Origin of the sequence: Thermodesulfobacterium sp. TA1, from assembly GCF_008630935.1 — a bacterium.
Taxonomy (GTDB): Bacteria; Desulfobacterota; Thermodesulfobacteria; order Thermodesulfobacteriales; family Thermodesulfobacteriaceae; genus Thermodesulfobacterium.
This window is the reverse complement of the sequence record NZ_CP043908.1, coordinates 1,799,357-1,818,809: the sequence shown is the minus strand read 5'-3', so window position 1 is coordinate 1,818,809 and position 19,453 is coordinate 1,799,357. Positions and strand designations below refer to the sequence as shown.

At 42.1% G+C, this 19,453-nt stretch carries 13 protein-coding genes, 3 tRNA genes and 3 rRNA genes; 8 read left to right on the top strand and 11 right to left on the bottom strand.

The window, feature by feature from the left end; translation table 11 throughout:
• The first annotated feature begins 30 nt into the window (after positions 1–30).
• The gene (locus tag F1847_RS09125) at positions 31–351 is read left to right on the top strand and encodes a YtxH domain-containing protein (protein WP_150072726.1); all 321 of its coding nucleotides are present in this window, start codon (positions 31–33) and stop codon (positions 349–351) included.
• Positions 352–356: 5 nt separating this feature from the next.
• On the opposite strand, the gene F1847_RS09120 is transcribed toward F1847_RS09125, so the two are convergent.
• Positions 357–1,160: an NAD(+)/NADH kinase gene (locus F1847_RS09120; protein WP_150072725.1), complete on the bottom strand. Its 804-nt coding sequence runs from the start codon at positions 1,158–1,160 to the stop codon at positions 357–359.
• Between the two features lie 184 nt (positions 1,161–1,344).
• Between F1847_RS09120 and F1847_RS09115 the strand changes: the two genes are divergently transcribed.
• From F1847_RS09115 to rsmD, 4 genes are all read left to right on the top strand, one after another.
• Positions 1,345–1,418, top strand: a tRNA-Pro gene (locus F1847_RS09115).
• 58 nt (positions 1,419–1,476) lie between these two features.
• Entirely contained in the window at positions 1,477–1,926 is a 450-nt protein-coding gene (locus F1847_RS09110) for an S-adenosylmethionine decarboxylase family protein (protein WP_150072724.1), read from the top strand.
• The gene (locus tag F1847_RS09105) at positions 1,923–2,744 is read left to right on the top strand and encodes a spermine synthase (protein WP_150072723.1); all 822 of its coding nucleotides are present in this window, start codon (positions 1,923–1,925) and stop codon (positions 2,742–2,744) included. The genes F1847_RS09110 and F1847_RS09105 overlap by 4 nt, the downstream gene beginning before the upstream one ends.
• Before the next feature lie 13 nt (positions 2,745–2,757).
• Positions 2,758–3,342 carry a 16S rRNA (guanine(966)-N(2))-methyltransferase RsmD gene (gene rsmD, locus F1847_RS09100; protein WP_150072722.1) on the top strand — a complete coding sequence of 195 codons (585 nt, stop codon included), beginning with the start codon at positions 2,758–2,760 and terminating at the stop codon, positions 3,340–3,342.
• On the opposite strand, the gene F1847_RS09095 is transcribed toward rsmD, so the two are convergent.
• Genes F1847_RS09095 through F1847_RS09080 form a run of 4 tightly spaced genes read right to left on the bottom strand, consistent with a single transcriptional unit; the run spans position 3,311 to position 6,951 of the window.
• The gene (locus tag F1847_RS09095) at positions 3,311–4,036 is read right to left on the bottom strand and encodes a hypothetical protein (protein WP_150072721.1); all 726 of its coding nucleotides are present in this window, start codon (positions 4,034–4,036) and stop codon (positions 3,311–3,313) included. The two genes, rsmD and F1847_RS09095, sit on opposite strands and share 32 nt — an antisense overlap.
• A 12-nt stretch (positions 4,037–4,048) precedes the next feature.
• Entirely contained in the window at positions 4,049–4,888 is an 840-nt protein-coding gene (locus F1847_RS09090; protein ID WP_150072720.1) for a fumarate hydratase, read from the bottom strand.
• Positions 4,881–5,798, bottom strand: a complete 918-nt coding sequence (locus F1847_RS09085) for a glycoside hydrolase family 3 protein (protein WP_168194320.1) — start codon at positions 5,796–5,798, stop codon at positions 4,881–4,883. The genes F1847_RS09090 and F1847_RS09085 overlap by 8 nt, the downstream gene beginning before the upstream one ends.
• 34 nt (positions 5,799–5,832) lie before the next feature.
• A complete protein-coding gene (locus tag F1847_RS09080; RefSeq protein ID WP_150072718.1) occupies positions 5,833–6,951 on the bottom strand; it encodes a cysteine desulfurase family protein in 1,119 nt (372 codons plus the stop codon).
• A 139-nt stretch (positions 6,952–7,090) separates the two neighbouring features.
• Between F1847_RS09080 and rgy the strand changes: the two genes are divergently transcribed.
• The 3 genes from rgy to F1847_RS09065 all read left to right on the top strand — a co-directional run bounded on the left by rgy (position 7,091) and on the right by F1847_RS09065 (position 12,310).
• Positions 7,091–10,591, top strand: a complete 3,501-nt coding sequence (rgy, locus tag F1847_RS09075) for a reverse gyrase (protein ID WP_150072717.1) — start codon at positions 7,091–7,093, stop codon at positions 10,589–10,591.
• Positions 10,592–10,675: 84 nt separating this feature from the next.
• Positions 10,676–11,578 carry a cytochrome c biogenesis protein CcsA gene (gene ccsA, locus F1847_RS09070; RefSeq protein ID WP_150072716.1) on the top strand — a complete coding sequence of 301 codons (903 nt, stop codon included), beginning with the start codon at positions 10,676–10,678 and terminating at the stop codon, positions 11,576–11,578.
• A gap of 18 nt (positions 11,579–11,596) precedes the next feature.
• On the top strand, positions 11,597–12,310 hold the full coding sequence (locus F1847_RS09065) for a CBS and ACT domain-containing protein (protein ID WP_150072715.1): 714 nt from the start codon (positions 11,597–11,599) through the stop codon (positions 12,308–12,310).
• Here F1847_RS09065 and F1847_RS09060 read toward each other — a convergent pair.
• The 6 genes from F1847_RS09060 to F1847_RS09035 all read right to left on the bottom strand — a co-directional run bounded on the left by F1847_RS09060 (position 12,296) and on the right by F1847_RS09035 (position 19,371).
• Positions 12,296–14,167 (bottom strand): transglycosylase domain-containing protein, encoded by a 1,872-nt coding sequence (locus F1847_RS09060; protein WP_150072714.1) that lies wholly within the window; start codon positions 14,165–14,167, stop codon positions 12,296–12,298. The two genes, F1847_RS09065 and F1847_RS09060, sit on opposite strands and share 15 nt — an antisense overlap.
• A gap of 72 nt (positions 14,168–14,239) precedes the next feature.
• Positions 14,240–14,356: ribosomal RNA gene (gene rrf, locus F1847_RS09055) — 5S ribosomal RNA — on the bottom strand.
• A 61-nt stretch (positions 14,357–14,417) separates the two neighbouring features.
• Positions 14,418–17,443 (bottom strand): 23S ribosomal RNA (locus F1847_RS09050).
• Positions 17,444–17,523: 80 nt separating this feature from the next.
• Positions 17,524–17,599, bottom strand: a tRNA-Ala gene (locus F1847_RS09045).
• A gap of 39 nt (positions 17,600–17,638) precedes the next feature.
• Positions 17,639–17,714 (bottom strand) — tRNA-Ile (locus F1847_RS09040).
• 83 nt (positions 17,715–17,797) lie between these two features.
• Positions 17,798–19,371 (bottom strand): 16S ribosomal RNA (locus F1847_RS09035).
• The 16S, 23S and 5S rRNA genes sit together here with 2 tRNA genes alongside, the layout of an rRNA operon.
• Positions 19,372–19,453 lie beyond the last annotated feature (82 nt).

The following is a 19,453-nucleotide window of genomic DNA, read 5'->3' as shown; positions in this document are numbered from 1 at the left end:
AAGACAAAAATTATAAAAGGAGGAGGAGAAATGGAAGGGAAAAAAACAGCTGTTTTAGTTGCCTTTTTAGGAGGGGTAATAGTAGGAGGGATTGCAGCCATTCTTTTAGCCCCTGCTAGCGGTGCTGAAGTTAGAAAAAAAATCAAAGAAGAGGTAGACGAAGCCATAGAGAAGGTTAAAACAGAGGCTGAAACCTTAAAATCTAAGGCTGAAGAAATTACGTCGAAAGCTAAAGAAGTACTTGAGGCTAAAAAGGAAGAAGTTAAAGAGGCCATCGAAAAAAGTAAAGAAACTTTAAAAGAAAAAAAGGAAGAGCTGGCTTCTAAACTCTTAAAAAAAGAAGAGGTGTAAACTTTTTACCAGTTAAACTTGGATTTTAGTATATTAAGATAATTTTTTTCTGATAAACTAAAGATTTTAAGAGGTTTAGGTGCTTTTTTAAAACGAAGGGGTTCATCTTCTCTGATTACTAAGTTAGTTTGTCCGTCTATAAGAAGGTGAACCTCTTCGTTTTTTCCTTCTCTTTTTTTATGTAAAACTACTACTGTCTCAAAATGGTCAGGGATAACAAAAGGACGTAGGTTTATTTTAAATGCACAAATCGGGGTACAAACAAAAACTTTAGCTTCTGGATGGATAACAGGACCACCGGCTGAAAGATTATAAGCCGTAGAGCCGGTGGGGGTAGAAATAATCAGCCCATCCCCAGGAATGTTAGTAAGAAAACAATTTTCTATCTGGAGGCTCAAATAAATGACCTTACCTAAAGGACCTTTCATAATAGCCCCTTCGTTTAAAGCAATAAAGGTTTGGTTTTCGTAAGTAATTTCTAAAAGCGTTCTTTCTTGGATTCTAACCTCTCCCTTTTCTAATAAAGTTAAAAATACCGGTAGTTCTTCTAGACATATCTCGGTTAAAAAACCAAAATTGCCTAAGTTTACCCCTATTAAAGGTAGGTCATATTCGTAGGCATAAGGTACAGCCCGCAAAAAAGTGCCATCTCCTCCAAGCACAAGGATAGCTTTAAATGTTGCGACTTCTTCTAAAGGTAGGTCTGAAATTTTTTCTAAAGGGACAAGAAAAGTCTCTTTTCTTTTGATCTTTTCAAGAACTTCTTGCAGTTTTTGGGGGTCTTTTATTAAGTAAAAAAGTTTTAGCATAATATAATTTTATTCAGAACCTTAAGAAAAGCAATAACCGTGATTAACCGTTATAAACCTCTAAAAACCCTTAAAAACCTATTATAAACTTAAAGAAATAAAAATTTTGCTTAGGCTCTTGACATTTTTTAAAGTTTTTTTATTATAGAGGTTAAACAGAAATAGGTTATTTTTGTCTTTTGATCGGGACGTAGCGCAGCTTGGAAGCGCACCCGCTTGGGGTGTGGGGGGTCGGCGGTTCAAATCCGCCCGTCCCGATTTTTTTATTGGTATAAAAAATAAAATACCGGGCACCTTGCCTGGGAGGAGGTGAGTGATGAGCACAGTTCAAACCCTTAGTCAGGTGGAAAGATTAAATACCTGCCTTACCCAGCAAGGTGCGCTTAAACGATGTGTCTGGTCTTATCATATCATCGCTGAATTCTGGGGTTCCCCTTTTGAACTTCTGGCGGAAGCACCAATAGTAGAACAAGCTCTAAAGGATGCGGTATCTAATAATGGGAGCAAAAAAGAAGTTTTTGCCATAAGCTATCAGTTTCAACCTTTTGGGGTTTCTGCTCAAGTAAACTTAGGTTGTTCTCATGTATACATACACACTTGGCCAGAAAAGGGTTATTCTGCTTTAGATATTTTAGCAGAAAATAAAGAAGAAGCCCATAAGATTTTAGCTAAACTTCAGCGCAACCTCCAACCTAAAAGCATTTACATCGCTGAATTCGCAAGAGGGATTTCTGAAGATAATTTATCAGAGGGAGGAGAAACTTGACTGGAAACTTTTGGTGGCGTGAAAAAATCTTCAAAGACTTTGGACATGCCTATAAAGTTGAATTAGTTTTTGAAGAAAAGGGATTACAAGAAATACAGATTTTTAAGAACCCCTCATGGGGTTATTTTTTTGTTTTAGACGGTATTGTTCAGTTTACGGAAAAAGATGAATTTATTTATCATGAAACCATAACCCACCTTCCTGCAAGTCTCCTCCCCTCCCCACCTGAAAAAGTAGTAATTGTAGGAGGTGGGGATGGAGGAGTTTTAAGAGAACTCCAAAAAATTCCTACCTTAAAAAAATTAATCCAATTTGAAATAGATACCTTGGTGTTTAACCTTTGTCAAAAATATTTCTTTAAAATCTCAGGCGACTATAATGACCCAAGGGTTAGTCTGATTATCAAAGATGGTTACTTAGGTTTAAAAGAAAGCCCTTCAGAAGAATTTGATCTAGTAATAGTTGATTGCACCGACCCTGTAGGGCCAGCCAAAACTTTATATACCGTTGAGTTTTATCAAGAAGCTTTAAGAGTTCTTAAATCTTATGGGGTTTTTATTCAACAGGCAAGCTTACCGGCTTATTTTCCCCATATCATAAAAGAGGCTTACCCTAAAATCTGTCAAGTGTTTCCGTATGTAAAAATAGTCAGATGTTATGTACCTTGTTATGGGGAAGAGATTGCCTTTTTCTTAGCTACTAAAGAACCTAAAGACTGGTTTAATCCTAAGCAAATCTTCCAGGGTAGATATTATCATCCTGGATTAAACCCTTATTATTTTTCGTTACCTCAAACATGGTTAGAAATCCTTAAGTAAGGAACCTTTTGTTTTGAAAATTACAGGAGGATTTTTAAAAGGCCAAAAACTTTTTCTTCCTCCTTCTAAAACTTTAGAAATAAGACCGCTAAGAAGCAGGATTAGAAAATCGGTTTTTGACCTTTTAGGTCAGGACCTTTCTGGGATTAAGGTTTTAGACCTGTTTGCAGGAACAGGGGCCCTTGGAATTGAAGCCATCTCCAGAGGAGCAGAGCTGGTCTTTTTTATAGACCTTAATGAATTAAGTCTATCCCTCATCCGTAAAAACTTAGAAAAATTTAAACTTACTGATAAGGCCTATGTATTAAAGCTAAAACTCCCGGAAGGTCTTACTAAGCTTAGTAAAAACTATCCTGAGGTTAAGTTTGACTTAGTGTTTATTACTCCTCCTTATAGAACCGGGCTTAGCCTTAAAACCCTTAAAGCCTTACCGCTAAATCTTTTAACCTCAGAGGCAACAATTATGGTTGAAGAAGCTAAGGAAGTAAACCTTCCTGAAAAGACAATTTCATTTTTTTTAAAAGACAAAAGAACCTACGGGGAAACCTCTCTCTATTTTTATCAACCTATCTGTCTAAACAAAGAGGAGGGCTCTTAGGTCCTGGGATTTGAGTTCCTCTAAAGTTTAAAAGACTTCTTACCCGATAACAAGCTTTTCTTATAGCTGAACCCCGGTCTAAAAACTCTTCCTTTCTTACATAAAAGGTTTCCACTTTTTGACCTGAAGTTCGCTCTAATTCATAAGTAATAGGATAGTCAAGAGGCATTCCTTTTATGTCATTTTCTGGTTTTTTCCAAATCAAACGTACTGCATCTTCTGTTAAAACCTGACAGGTTATATTTTCCGGAAAAAGAGGAGGATTATGCCAATACAAAGTATTCGGAAACTCAACCCAGGTAGTTTTAACCAAAAAGTCTTTTTTAATCTTAACTCGATATCGGTACCCGTAACGATGTTTTACCTGATAATCTTGATAAACATACAGGTTACCCGCAGAGTGAAGTTTAGGGGAAAGTTTGATTTCATAAGTTTTGATTTTAGGTCTTCCCTCATCTAAAGGAAACTCCTCTTTTTCTATGATAAGAGAGCTTATTTTTACAAGAGGATATCCTCCTTTGGTTTCTGTAGGAAGAAAGATTATTAGTTCAAAACCTGCTTCTGTGGGTTTTACCTCAAAGGAAAACTCCTTAGGCACACTTTTAGAAGGAGGTAAGGGGGGATTTTTTTTACCACAACCGCTAAAAAGAACAAGGACTAAAAAACTTAATACCACCCAAACGACCTGTTTCATGTAGGCTCCTTTTTATAAAAGTTTTATTTTAGCTATTCGGTAGGCATGACACTGAAGGTTTACCGCTACAGGAAGGCTTGCGATGTGAGAAGGATAGGTTTCTATGTGCACCCCTAAGGCGGTGGTCTTACCTTTTAGGCCTAAAGGTCCTATCATAAGGGTGTTAATCTGGGTGAGAAGTTCTCTTTCCAAGCAGGCTATTTCAGGGTTAGGATGTAGCTTTCCCAAAGGTCTAAAAAGAGCCCTTTTAGCTAAAAGGGCTGCTTTTTCAAAAGTTCCTCCTATCCCTACCCCTACGGTTATCGGAGGACAGGGATTAGGTCCAGCCTTTTTAACGGTTTCTACTACAAACCTTTTAATACCTTCTACCCCAGCAGACGGAGGCAACATCACAAGGGCACTCATGTTTTCACTTCCGCACCCCTTAGGTAAAACCTCAATTTCTAAAACCCTTTCCGGGACTATCTCGTAATGTATAACCGCCGGGGTGTTGGTCCCTGTATTCTTTCTGGTAAGAACCTCACAAACAGAGGCTCTAAGCAATCCTTCTTTATACGCTAAAAAAAGACCTTCGTTAACAGCTTTTTCTAAGTTCTCTATCTTTACCTCTTCTCCCATCCTAACCCAGACTACTGGAATCCCTGTATCTTGACAAATAGGTAGGTTTTCTTTTAAGGCTATCTCTGCATTTTCTATCAAAACCTCTAAAACCGCCTTAGCTAATGGTTCTGTCTCTTCCTCTAAGGCCTTTTTCAAAGCTACCAACACTTCTTCGGGTAGAATTTTGCAGGCCTTTATGTAGGCTTCTTTTACTTTTTCTACTATTTCCTGATAAGCAACCTCTCTATCCATAAAATCTCTCCTTAAGTCTGTTTAACAGATACAAACTTTCAGAAAGTCTCGCTTTTAAGGTGGGGCTTTTTTCTATCTCGGTTTTTATGTCAAACAAACAGGAGGCTAATTCGTTCAAAGACCCACAAAAGATAAGTAGGTTATGCCCACTTGCCAAACTTAGGATTATTCTTTCAGCAAGTTCCCAACTTCCTAAAGCTCCCATGTTTAAATCATCAGTAACTATTCCTCCTTTAAAACCAAGCTGTTCTCTTAACATCTTAACAGCCTTTGAAGAAAAGGTAACCGGAAAATCTTCTAAGGTTTTAACCACAAGATGGGTGGTCATCAAAAAAGGCGCTTCTTTTTCTGCAAAAAACCGGAAAACCTCTAAGGAAGGTTGACTAACTTTTTCCTTTTGAGGAAGGGCTTTATGCGGGTCGATGTTAACTTCATCTAAACCAGGAAAATGTTTAACACAAGTAAAACACCTTAGTTTTTTATGTTCTGAGATTACTACTTCGCCTAATAGCTTAACCAATTCAGGGTCTTTACCGAAGGTGCGAGACCTTATAAACTCTTCTGCCTCAGCTCCTACTAAATCTACTACAGGCGCAAGGTTAAGGTTAAGACCCTTTTCTATAACTGCTTTAGCCAGGCTTTTTGCCCAGTTTTTTACCAAAGATATATCCCCGCTTTTTTGATAAGCTAAACTAATCTCTAAAGGAGAAGCAAAATCTCCGGGGATCCTGCAAACTCTTCCTCCCTCTTGGTCTACAGCTAAAAAACCTAACTCTCCTAAAGATTTAAGTCGGGTTAATATCTCTTGGAAATCACCTTGGAAATGTTCTTTAAAAAAGATGAAGTTAACGAACTTAAGATCTCGATATAGTTCCCTTTCTTCGGTAGACAAATCCTGTGGTTTTACCAAAAAAACTTCCCCTATACATTTAAACATATAACTTTTAAACAAAATAATCTTGGAAAAATTTTATTGTTCTTTCTATGTCTTCAAGGGTAGTATACCTTCCTAAAGAAAACCGTATAGTTCCTTGGGCTATTTTTTCGTTTACCTTCAAGGCAATAAGTGTGTTAGAACCTTTACGGTCATGGCAAGCAGAACCTGTAGAGGCACATATCTCTGGAAGGTCTTCTAAAATCTTTCGTCCGTCTTTTCCTACAAAAGAAATGGTTAAAGTATTCGGGAGGGTCTTTTCAGGCAATCCATAACGATAAAGATTAGGATAAACTTCTTTAAGTCCTTGATACAGGGTTTCTTTCAAAAAATTTAGCCTTTCTGCCTCAAAGTTTACGTCTTTTTTAGCTATCTCTGCTGCTTTAGCCAAGGCAGCTATCAGCCCAACCGGTTCAGTCCCAGGTCTTATACCTCTTTCCTGCCCACCTCCCCAAAAAAGAGGAGAAAGAGAGACCCCTTTTTCTACAAAAAGTCCTCCTATTCCTTTAGGGGCATACATCTTATGACCTGCAAAAGATAAAAGATGACAGCCTATTTTTTTTACATCTACCGAGATTTTACCCACTGCCTGACAAGCGTCTGTATGGAATAAAATTTCCCTTTCCCGACAAATTTTAGCGATCTCTTCAACAGGCTGTATAGTGCCTATCTCATTATTAGCTAACATCACAGAGACTAAAAAGGTATGTCTTTTTATTCTTTTTAATACCTCGTCAGGCTCTACATATCCTTGAGGATTAACAGGTATAAAATCTACCTCAAAACCCATTTCTAAAAGCTTAACAACCGGATTTAAAACCGAAGGATGTTCAAAGGCGCTTACTAAAACATGTCCTTTCCCTTGGGTTAAAGCTATTCCTAACAAAGAAAGATGGTTGGACTCTGTCCCTCCAGAGGTAAAAATTATTTCTTCTGAAAAAGCGTTTAAAAGACTTGCTACCTCCTCTCTAAACTTTTCAAGGGATTGTTTGACCCTTTTCCCTAAAGCATGTCCTGAACTTGGATTGGCAAATTCTTCTGAAGAATATCTATTAAAGGCTTCTAAAACCTCTGGTAAAACCGGGGTAGTAGCGTTATAATCTAAATATATCGGCTTTAAATCCTGCATAAAGTTTAATTTAAACTATTTTATAAGGATTACAACAAAAATTTAGTTTATTTTGTAGTCCTTGATATTTAAGTAGACAACCTTTAAAATCTAATATATATTTTAAGCCTTTGAACTACAAAAACATAAGGGGTTAGAGATGCTGTATTTTATCGATAATGGATGTCCCAATTGTAAGGGGATGGTCTCAGATGAAAGGTTAGGAAAAGGATTGCCTTGTGTATCTTGTCTTCCTGAGGAAAAAATTCCTGCAAATCCTTCGATTACATCGATTTGTAAAACCTTAGACCAAGAAAAAACCTTAAAATATCTAAAAATTTTTGGAGAGGTAGAAAAAAAAGTAACCAAGTTCAAAAAACTGTTTAAAGAAATCATAGAAGCTGAACCCTCTTCTTTACAGATAAACTGGGCTAAAAGGTTTTTCTTAGGGGAATCCTTTGCTATCATCGCGCCTACCGGTACTGGTAAATCAACCTTTGGACTATTAGGTGCTCTTCTTACCTCTAAAAAAGCCTTGATTATCGTTCCTACTAAAATGTTAGTTAATCAAGTAGAAACCAAAATAAACGAATTCCTTGATAAAACCTCTTCCAGCGCTTTAAAGAAAAAAAGGATTTTAGCCTATACCGGCAACAAAAAAGAAAAGGAACTTTTAGAAAAACAAAACTTTGATGTGTTTATTTGTACGTCAGCTTTTATGCACAAAAACTTTGAGGTTCTAAAAAAAATAGATTTTTCTCTTATCTTTGTAGATGACGTAGACTCTTTTTTAAAAAGTAGCAAAAACGTAGACAATCTGTTTTTGTTGTTGGGGTTTTCTGAAGAAGAAATAAGGCTGGCTTTAAAAAGAGAAAAAACGGAAGATGACTATTCAGAGCTTTTAAAAATCAAACAAAACCATAGAAACCATCAAAAACAGCTTATCATTTCTTCTGCTACGTTAAGACCAAGAACTAACAGAGTCTTTCTATTTCAGAACCTGCTTGGGTTTGAAATCACCAGGTTTATTTCTACCTTAAGAAAGGTGGTTGACACCTGTTTGGATTTAGGAGAGCCAAGGGATATCCATAGGCTTTCTGAAGAGGCGATAAAACTGGCAAAGGCCTTAGGTAAGGGTGGTTTAATTTTTATAGAAGAATCCTATGGAAGGGCTTATGTAGAAAAGTTTACCGAAGAACTTAGAAAAATGGGAGTAAAAGCTATTTCCTATTTAGAAACCTCTGAGGAGGAACTTTTAACTAAACTAAAACAAGGGGAGGTTGAGGTAGCGGTAGGTCTTTGTCATCTTGGCAATCCTTTAGTGAGAGGGTTGGATTTGCCTGAAATATTAAGATATGCAATATTTTTGGGGGTTCCTAAACATGTCTTTCCTCTTTCTACAAGCGGAGAAACCTTTTCCCTTTCTGCTACCCCTCAATTTTTACACAGTCTTCTTTTATCCCTTATGCCTCTTTTTAAGGATGAAGAGCGAATTACTGCCATCTCTTATGTAAACTATCTTAAGAGATTTTTAACCTTAAAAGAAGAGGATCTGCCTAAGTATGAAGGACTATATAAAAAAGTACTTTCTATCAAAGGGTTTTTAGAGGAAAAATTACAGAATCCTGAGTTTATAGAAAAACTTAAAACCAGTGAAGAAGTATTTTTAGAAAGAGACGAAAAAGGGGGGTACAACCTTATCGTAGGTAATGCCTCGTCCTATCTTCAAGCTTCGGGAAGGGTTTCAAGGCTTACCACCAAAGGGCTTATGCCTGGAATTTCGGTTATTTTGGTAGATAGTTTGAAAGCTCTAAACAGCCTTAAAAAAAGACTAAAGTTTTATTTGAGCGAAGAATTAGAGATAAAAGAAGTAAGCTTTAAACAAATAATCGAGCTTGACATCAAAATAAAAGAAGAAAGAAAAAAGATTTCAGCTGAAAAAATAGATTTTAAAAACTATCTCCTTATCGTAGAGTCCCCTCACAAAGCTAAAACGATAGCTAATTTTTTTGGAAAACCCTCTGTTAGAAGGTATAATAATCTCTGGATTTACGAAATCCCTATGGAAAACACCTTACTTTCTGTTTGTGCCTCTTTAGGGCATATATATAACCTTTCAAGGAAAAAAGGGATTTTTGGGGTTTTAAAAGATAATGGCAATTTTTATCCTGTTTTTAACACCATAAAAATAGATAGAGAGAAAGGAGAACAGTACATAGATGATGAAGAGATAAAAGAAAAGGAAAACCTCTTTGATAAAGGAGAAATCATAGAAGGGCTAAGGGTGCTTAGTTTTTGTTCGGACCAAACCTTTATTGCTTCTGACCCTGATTCTGAAGGAGAAAAGATTGCTTATGACCTTTACATCAACCTTAAACCTTTTCAAAAAAACATAAAAAGACTTGAATTCCACGAGGTTACTGTAAGAGCACTAAAACAAGCTTTAAGCGCACCTCAAGAAATAAACCTTCCTCGAGTTAAAGCTCAATTAGCCAGAAGATTAGCTGACCGCTGGGTTGGTTTTTCTCTTTCTCAAGAACTGTGGAAGGTTTTCCAAAAAAATTATCTTTCTGCCGGAAGGGTCCAAACTCCGGTTTTAGGTTGGGTTATAGAAAGAGAAAAATTAAGTAAACAATATAAATATAGAGTAAACTTTACGATAAATCAACATCCCTTTTCTATCGAGGTTGAAGACAAATCAGAAGCAGAAAAAATAGAAAAACACTTGCCTCAGGCTAAAATCAGCTTAGTAGGACAAAAAGAAGATGAGTTTTCACCTCCCCCTCCTTACACTACAGATACCATTTTAGAGGAGGCTTACCACTTTTTCAAATTTTCTACCTCTTATACCATGTCCCTTCTGCAAGAACTTTTCGAATTAGGGCTCATCACTTATCACCGTACAGATTCAACTCGCATTTCAGAGGTAGGAAGGTTTCAAGTAGCCAAGCCTTATATCTCAGAACGTTTTGGAGAAGAATTATTCTCTCCTCGAGAATGGTTCAGTGAAGGAGCCCATGAAGGTATAAGGCCTACCCGTCCTTGGGATGTAGAAGAATTAAAACTAAGGGTAGCCCATGGACTTCTTTCTTTTAAAAAATATAAAGATAGTTTTAGAATCTATGACCTTATCTTCAGAAGGTTTCTGGCAAGTCAAATGAGAAAAACCAAAGTCCTAAAAAAAACGCTTAAACTAAACCTCCCCTTCTTTACCTGGGAAGAAGAAGTAATAGTAGAAATCCTACTTAATGGTTATGATTTAATTTGGATTAAACCTCAGCTCTTTCCTGTCTCTTCTTCTTTAAAAATAGAAAACATCTCTTTAACCAAAATTCCAAAAGCCTTTCTGTTTAACCAAGGCTCCCTTATTCAAGAAATGAAAAAAAGAGGATTAGGAAGGCCTTCTACTTATGCAGAAATCGTCTCTACCCTTTTAAACAAGTATTATGTTTATGAGTTAAAAACCGGTGGGCTGGTTCCTACCTCCTTAGGGAAACAAGTTTATGAATACCTAAGCTCAAGATTTAACGCTTACGTCTCAGAAGAATTTACCAGAGAGTTAGAAACCTTTATGGATCAAGTAGAGGAAGGTAAAAAGGAGTGGGTAGAAATTTGTTATACCCTTTTACCTCTTTTAAAGGAGTTAAACATCATCTCTTAAAAACTAAAAAAATTATTAAGTTGTTGTTTTTTTGCCCTTTTTTAGTATACTTTAAATCTAATATCTTTATTAGGGGGCTTTTAAATGAGGTTTAAAAATATAGTTTTTGGTTTTCTGCTGGCTTTATTTGTTTATTTGGGGTTTTTTAGAACAACTATATTTCCAGAAAATAGTTTGATTTTTAGTTTGGCTACTTTTGTTTATTTTTTGGCAGCTTTAGTCTATTTTATTTATTGGATTTTTAAATGGGAAAAAGGCGGCTTTATAGGGTCTGTTATCGGATGGACTGGATTGTTTTTAAACCTTACCGCCTTTTTAGTAAGATGGTACCAAACCCATCAAGCTGGGTTTGGTTATGTTCCTCTTTCTAATCTTTATGAATCTTTAGTTTTTTTTGGTTTATGTATCGCTTTGATCTATCTTATCATAGAGTTTAAATTGCCTTCTAAGGCTTTAGGAAGCATCGTCTTTACCATAACAGCTCTTATCATGGCTTATGCTTCTCTTAAAGCTAATACTGAAATAAAGCCTCTTGTTCCAGCCTTAAAAAGCAACTGGTTAATAGCTCATGTTATCACATGCTTTTTAGGTTATGGGGCTTTTGCTGTGACCTTTGGTTTAAGCGTTTTCTATTTAATAGGTAGGAATAAATATCTTTCAGACCTTTTTCAAATTTCTTTAGAAAATTTTATTTACCGATTGATGCTTTTTGGATTTTTCTGGCTTTCCTTAGGTATCATAACCGGTGCTGTTTGGGCAGACCAAGCTTGGGGAAGTTATTGGAGTTGGGACCCAAAAGAAACCTGGTCTTTTATTACTTGGCTTATCTATGGTGGAGCTATTCACCTTCGTTTTCTTAAAGGTTCTTGGGGTGGTAAAAGACTTGCCTGGTTAAACATCATAGGATTTGCCTCAGTGCTTTTTACTTATTTTGGAGTAAACTTTTTATTGTCAGGGTTGCATAGTTATGCAACCCCTGGATCATAAAAACTGGAGGAAATACCAATGTTAGTAAAAGATTGGATGACCGAACCAGTAATTACCTTAGAAGAAGACGAACCTGTAACCAAAGCCATCCAACTCTTAAAACAGTATAAAATAAGAAGAATTCCTATTACTAAAGAAGGTAAATTAGTAGGAATCATAACTCATACCGACCTCAAAGAAGCCACCCCTCCCCAATTTGCAGGAATAGATTTAAAAGAGCTTTATGAGTTGTTTTTAAGCCTTAAGGTAAAAGACATCATGACCCCTAACCCTATTACTGTATCTCCAGAAGATACTATAGAAAGAGCTTCTATTCTTATGCTTGAGAATAAAATCTCTGGGCTTCCTGTGGTTAACGAAAACCTTTATGTTATAGGTATTATCACTCAAGTAGATATTTTCAAACTTTTTGTACAGCTTACAGGAGCATACTTTAGCCCTTATCATGTAGCCCTTTATGCAAATTCTCTAAATGCTGTTCCTGAAATCTTAGAAATTTTTAGAAACCTACAAGTTAACATCTATACTATTTTTGTTTGGAGAGATGAATTGTGTATAGAGGATACTTGTAAAAGAAGGATCTTTATTCGTTTTCAAGCAGTAGGTGAACAAAAAATAACTGAACTTTTAGAAAAACTCGGAGCCAAATTTCAAATCGTTGAATTTAAAAAAGATGATATAAGTAATATCTCTCCAAAACCAAAAGAAGAAAAAAATCTACTGATTTTCTAACCCTTCTTTAGTAGAATTATTTAAGGGCTGAATATAGACAGGAAAACCTTGAGGTATATGATTTGTTCCTTTCATCACGCTTAACCAAACAGGACAGGCAATCCTTCCTCCTGTTTCACCTCTTTCTAAGGTTTTACCAACATCATATCCTACCCAAACTCCACAGGTATAAGTAGGAGTAAAACCTACAAACCAAGCATCTTTATAGTCTTGAGTAGTACCTGTTTTTCCTGCTGCTGGCACCCCTAAGGCTCGAGCACAAGTCCCCGTACCATAAAGTACCACCGCTTGCAAAAAATCGTTCATCACCGAGGCAGTATAAGGAGAAATTACCGGTTTAGTAGCTACATTAGCCTTGTAAATCGGAGCTTTAGCAAACAGGCCGTCTCTTACCTCTTCTATAAATTTAGGCTTTACCATATTACCTAAATTAGGAAAAATAGTATAACTTCTGGTAAGCTCCATTGGAGTTAATTCATAAGTTCCAAGGGCTATACTATAATTTAGATCCTTTGGGATGTTAAGTTCTAACCTCTGAACCATATTATAAATTCTTTCTTTCCCCAACATCAAGGCTAATTTTACTGCTACCACGTTTCTTGATTTTGCAAGGGCATCTTTTAAACTAATAGGGCCTAAATATTGGCCATCATAATTACCAGGGGTCCAATCTTTTCCTTGATTGCCTCCTGGCAAAGATATAGGTTCATCTTCTATAATATCATCTGGAAATACCACACCATCCTCTATAGCCTTAGCCCAAATAAAAGGTTTAAAAGCAGATCCGGGCTGTCTTTTGGCTAAAAGTGCTCTATTATATGGAGACTGAAGATAGTTCTTACCTCCGATAAGAACCCTTACTCCTCCGTCTCTGTTTGACAAACAAACCACAGATACTTCTGGAGGTTCTCTATTAACAAACATACGACTAATAGTATTCATTAAATTCTCATAAGCCTTTTTTTCCCAGTTTAAATCGAGGGTGGTATAAACCACCAATCCCCCTTTTTCTAATACTTCTGCTGGAAACAGTTTTTTTAATTCTTCTTTTATAGCATCTAAAAAATAGGCAGCATAAGCAGGGATGTTTACATTTTTAGGGTTTAAATGGATAGGCTGAGAAGAGATAGCTTGAGCCTTTTCAGGAGAAATAAACCCTACCTCTGCCATTCTTTTAAGAACATAGTTTCTTCTAGCAAGAGATAAGTTGTAATTCTCAAGAGGACTATATTTAGAAGGCGCAGCAGGTAATCCAGCCAAAACCGCTGCTTCGTTTAAATCTAACTCCCAAACATGTTTATTAAAATAGGTCAAGGCAGCTGCCTCTACACCATAAGCTCCTTCACCTAAGTAAATATGATTAAGATATATGGTTAAAATCTGGTCTTTAGTTAAATATTTTTCTATTTGCCAAGCTAAAAACATTTCTTTAATTTTTCGATTAAGAGTTCTTTCAGGAGAAAGAATAAGAGATTTAACCACCTGTTGAGTAATGGTGCTTCCTCCCTGAACAACCTTTCCGTGAATTATGTTTTTATAAAGCGCTCTTAATAAACCCCAAAAGTCTATGCCTTTATGCTTATAAAAATTGGCGTCTTCTGCAGCTAAAAAAGCCTGAATTACATGAGGAGGAATTTTATCTATAGGAACAAAAATGCGTCTTACAGGTCCGATAAATCCTACCAAGTTGCCATTAACATCATAAACCAAATTTGCTTGATCAGGGTTATAATTTTTAAGTTTTGAAACACTTGGTAGACTAACCTTTAGATAGATAAAGCTTGTAGCTAACAATATAGAAAAAAACAAAAAAAATGATAAAAATAAAATAGCTATCAACTTAAAGTAAGAGTTCATAGAAATAATATTATAACTTGATTTTTAGTTTTGAGAATGTTTTTAAGAATTTTTCATTGAAAACAAAAAAATCCCGGGCACCGACCTACTCTCCCAGGGAGGTAACTCCCCAGTACCATCGGCCCTGGAGGGCTTAACTACCGTGTTCGGAATGGGAACGGGTGTGGCCCCTCCGGTATAGGCACCCGGGAAACTTTAATATTTTTTAACAAGTGAATAGGGTATCCTTTAGAACTTTTAAGCTGGTACTGCAGTCAAGCCGCACGGGCGATTAGTACCAGTAGGCTCCACCCATTGCTGGGCTTCCACCTCTGGCCTATCAACCAGGTAGTCTCCCTGGGCCCTTCAGGGGGTGGGTTGCCCCACCCTCGGGAGGCCTAATCTTGGGGTAGGCTTCCCGCTTAGATGCTTTCAGCGGTTATCCCTTCCGCACATGGCTACCCGGCTGTGCTCCTGGTGGAACAACCGGGACACCAGAGGTGCGTCCACCCCGGTCCTCTCGTACTAGGGGCAGATCCCCTCAAGCCTCCTACGCCCACGGTGGATAGGGACCGAACTGTCTCACGACGTTCTGAACCCAGCTCACGTACCCCTTTAACGGGCGAACAGCCCGACCCTTGGGACCTTCTCCAGCCCCAGGATGGGATGAGCCGACATCGAGGTGCCAAACCGCTCCGTCGATGTGAACTCTTGGGAGCGATCAGCCTGTTATCCCCGGGGTAACTTTTATCCGATGATCGACGGCCCTTCCACTCAGGACCGCCGGGTCACTAGGCCCGGGTTTCCCCCCTGCTCGGCCTATCGGCCTCGCAGTCAAGCCCCCTTATGCCCTTACACTCAACGGTGGATTTCTATACCACCTGAGGGGACCTTTGGGCGCCTCCGTTACCTTTTAGGAGGCGACCGCCCCAGTCAAACTGCCCACCAGGCACTGTCCCTCGGAAGGCTTTCTTCCGCAGGTTAGAACCCTGAGGCAGGAAGGGTGGTATCTCACCGGTGGCTCCACAGGGGCTGGCGCCCCTGCTTCACAGCCTCCCACCTATCCTGCACATCCTACCCCAAGGTTCAATGCCAAGCTGCAGTAAAGCTCCACGGGGTCTTTCCGTCCCACCGCGGGTACTCGGCATCTTCGCCGAGACTACAGTTTCGCTGGGCCCCTGGCCGAGACAGCGCGGCAGTCGTTACGCCATTCATGCAGGTCGGAACTTACCCGACAAGGAATTTCGCTACCTTAGGACCGTTATAGTTACGGCCGCCGTTTACTGGGGCTTAAGGGCAGAGCTTCGCGGAATTAATTTCCGCTAACCCCACCCCTTCACCTTCCAGCACCGGGCAGGCGTCGGGCCCTATACGTCCTCTTACGAGTTAGCAGAGCCCTGTGTTTTTGGTAAACAGTCGCCACCGCCGTTTCCCTGCAACCCGCCTCGGCTTCGACCGCGAGGGCCTACACCTAACGCGGGCACCCCTTCTCCCGAAGTTACGGGGCCAATTTGCCGAGTTCCTTAGCCAGGGTTACCCCACGCGCCTTGGCAGATTACTGCCCGCCCACCTGTGTCGGTTTGCGGTACGGTCACCAGGGCTTCAACGACCACGAGGTTATTTCTTGGCAGCGTGGTCCGAGCTCCTTCCTGAGGTCCGTAGACCTCAGTTACTTACTCCCCCTCACCCTCCGGACCGGGATTTACCTCGGTCCATCATCGGGCTAAAGGTTTGGAGGGCCAACCATACAGCCCCGGAGCCCTTCCCTTCTGCGTCACCCCTTGGTCTCCACCCTGGTGGCGGGGGAATATTAACCCCTCTTCCCATCCCCTACGCCTTTCGGCCTCAGGTTAGGGGCCGGCTAACCCTAGGCGGACGACCCTTCCCTAGGAAACCTTGGGCTTACGGCGGGAGGGATTCTCACCCTCCTTATCGCTACTCGTGCCCGGATTCTCTCCTCCAGGACCTCCAGTAGCCCTTACGAGCTACCTTCATCGGCAACTGGAGTGCTCCCCTACCGCTGAAAGACTCAAAGCCTTTCAGCCCGCAGCTTCGGCGCCTGGCTTTAGCCCCGAGTAATTTTCGGCGCACCCCCGCTCGCCCAGTGAGCTGTTACGCACTCTTTAAATGATGGCTGCTTCTAAGCCAACATCCTGGGTGTCAAAGCAGAGGCACATCCTTTCCCACTTAGCCAGGACTTAGGGGCCTTAGCTGGCGGTCTGGGTTCTTGCCCTTTTGTCCTAGGACGTTAGCGCCCTAAGACTCACTCCCGAGCTGCGCTTACCGGTATTCGGAGTTTGCCTGGGTTTGGTAGGCTGGTAAGCCCCCTAGCCCAAACAGTGCTCTACCCCCGGTAGCGACCACTCGAGGCTGCACCTCAATGCATTTCGGGGAGAACCAGCTATCACGGGACTCGATTAGCTTTTCACTCCTACCCACAGCTCATCCGAGGAGTTTTAACCCTCCACCGGTTCGGGCCTCCAGTGGGGATTAGCCCACCTTCACCCTGGCCATGGGTAGATCGTCCCGTTTCGGGTCTGCCGCCAGCGACTTAACGCCCTTTTCGGACTCGCTTTCGCTACGGCTCCGCCTCAACGGCTTAGCCTCGCCACTGACGACAACTCCCGGGCTCATTATGCAAAAGGCACGCCGTCAGGAAGAGTTGCCCCTTCCCTCCGACTGCTTGTAGGCTAGCGGTTTCAGGTTCTATTTCACTCCCCTCCCGGGGTTCTTTTCACCTTTCCCTCACGGTACTAGTGCACTATCGGTGTGCGGGTAGTATTTAGCCTTGGAGGGTGGTCCCCCCTGATTCACACGGGATTCCACGTGTCCCGTGCTACTCGGGATCTACACCCAGGGAGATTGCCTTCTTTTCGCCTACGGGGCTTTCACCCTCTCTGGCGGGCCTTTCCAGGCGCCTTCGGCTAAGAAGGCAATTTTGTAACTCCCCGAGAGGTTCGTGGCCCTCTCCGGTGTAGTCCCACGACCCCAGACAGGCAACGCCCACGAGCTTTTACACCTGCCTGGTTTAGGCTCCTCCCCTTTCGCTCGCCGCTACTCAGGGAATCTCGGTTGATTTCTTTTCCTCGGGGTACTGAGATGTTTCACTTCCCCCGGTGTCGCCTCCATAGGCTCTTAACCTATGGATGGCTGGGTATTACCCCAGCCGGGTTTCCCCATTCGGGCATCCCCGGATCAACGCCTGTTTGCGGCTCCCCGGGGCTTATCGCAGCTTACCACGCCCTTCATCGCCTCCCGCACCCGAGGCATCCACCGCTAGCCCTTAGTAGCTTGACTACAGGAACCAGCTTAAAGATGCTAAAGGATACCCATATTCACTTGTCAAAGATCTTTTTCATCCACCACTTGTCATTAAGTGGTGGAGGTGAACGGATTCGAACCGTCGACCTCCGGCTTGCAAAGCCGGCGCTCTCCCAACTGAGCTACACCCCCACAGTCCTTCCTCCTAAACCCATCCTCTAATCAAGAGAATGGGCCTAGGAGGATTCGAACCTCCGACCTCACGCTTATCAGGCGTGCGCTCTAACCTGAGCTGAGCTATAGGCCCGCAATCCGCTCACCTAACCTTTTTCAAAGATCTTAAAATTTATATAGAATAGCGTCCGCAAGGAACTCCTTCATACTCCTTAGAAAGGAGGTGATCCACCCCCACCTTCCGGTAGGGGTACCTTGTTACGACTTCACCCCAGTCACCAGCCCCACCGTAGGCGTCCCCCTCCAGACAAAGTCTGGTTAGGGTAACGACTTCGGGTGGAGCCAGCTTCCGTGGTGTGACGGGCGGTGTGTACAAGGCCCGGGAACGCATTCACGGCGGCATGCTGATCCGCCATTACTAGCGATTCCGGCTTCACGGGGTCGAGTTGCAGACCCCGATCCGAACTGAGGAGGGCTTTCTGGGATTAGCTCCCCCTTGCGGGTTCGCAACCCTCTGTACCCCCCATTGTAGCACGTGTGTAGCCCTGGGCATAAGGGCCATGAGGACTTGACGTCATCCCCTCCTTCCTCCGGGTTATCCCCGGCAGTCCCCTTAGAGTGCCCGGCCAAACCGATGGCAACTAAGGGCAGGGGTTGCGCTCGTTGCGGGACTTAACCCAACATCTCACGACACGAGCTGACGACAGCCATGCAGCACCTGTGCTAGAGCGCGTAGAGATAAACCCTACGCTCCCCCAGTGTTTCCACCAGGGTACAACCCTAGCATGTCAAGCCCAGGTAAGGTTCTTCGCTTTGCATCGAATTAAACCACGTGCTCCACCGCTTGTGCGGGCCCCCGTCAATTCCTTTGAGTTTCAGCCTTGCGGCCGTACTCCCCAGGCGGGACGCTTAACGCGTTAGCTACGGCACAGAGGTTTTAACCCCCACACCTAGCGTCCATCGTTTACAGCGTGGACTACCCGGGTATCTAATCCGGTTTGCTCCCCACGCTTTCGTGCCTCAGCGTCAGGATCTGTCCAGCTGGCAGGCTTCCCCACCGGTGTTCCTCCCGATATCTACGGATTTCACCCCTACACCGGGAATTCCGCCAGCCTCTCCAGCCCTCAAGCCAGACAGTATCATAGGCCTTTCCGGAGTTGAGCTCCGGGCTTTAACCTATGACTTGTCCGGCCGCCTACGCACCCTTTACGCCCAGTGATTCCGGGCAACGCTTGCCACCTGCGTATTACCGCGGCTGCTGGCACGCAGTTAGCCGTGGCTTTCTCCTGGAGTACCGTCAGTCCAGATAGGTTGTTCACCTATCTGGAGTTCTTCCTCCAGAACAGGGGTTTACGACCCGAAGGCCTTCTTCCCCCACGCGGCGTCGCTGGGTCAGGCTTTCGCCCATTGCCCAAGATTCCCCCCTGCTGCCTCCCGTAGGAGTCGGGCCCGTGTCTCAGTGCCCGCGTGGCCGACCACCCTCTCAGGCCGGCTACCCGTCGTAGCCTTGGTGAGCCGTTACCTCACCAACTAGCTGATGGGCCGCGAGCCCCTCCTCAGGCAGGAGCTTGCTATGCAGAGGCCCCCTTTCATCACCGAGCTTGCGCCCGGTGACTTTATCCGGTATTGTCTACCCTTTCGGGTAGTTATCCCAGACCCGAGGACAGGTTACTCACGTGTTACTCACTCGTCTGCCGCGGTACTAGGGCCGAAGCCCTTTCCCGCACGACTTGCATGGGTTAAGCGCGCCGCTAGCGTTCGCCCTGAGCCAGGATCAAACCCTCAGGAAAAAATTTCCCGGCCCTACCTGTCAAAACAGGCAGACCGCAATAGACTTATCAAAAAGGAATTGCGGAGCCCTTGCGAACGCTA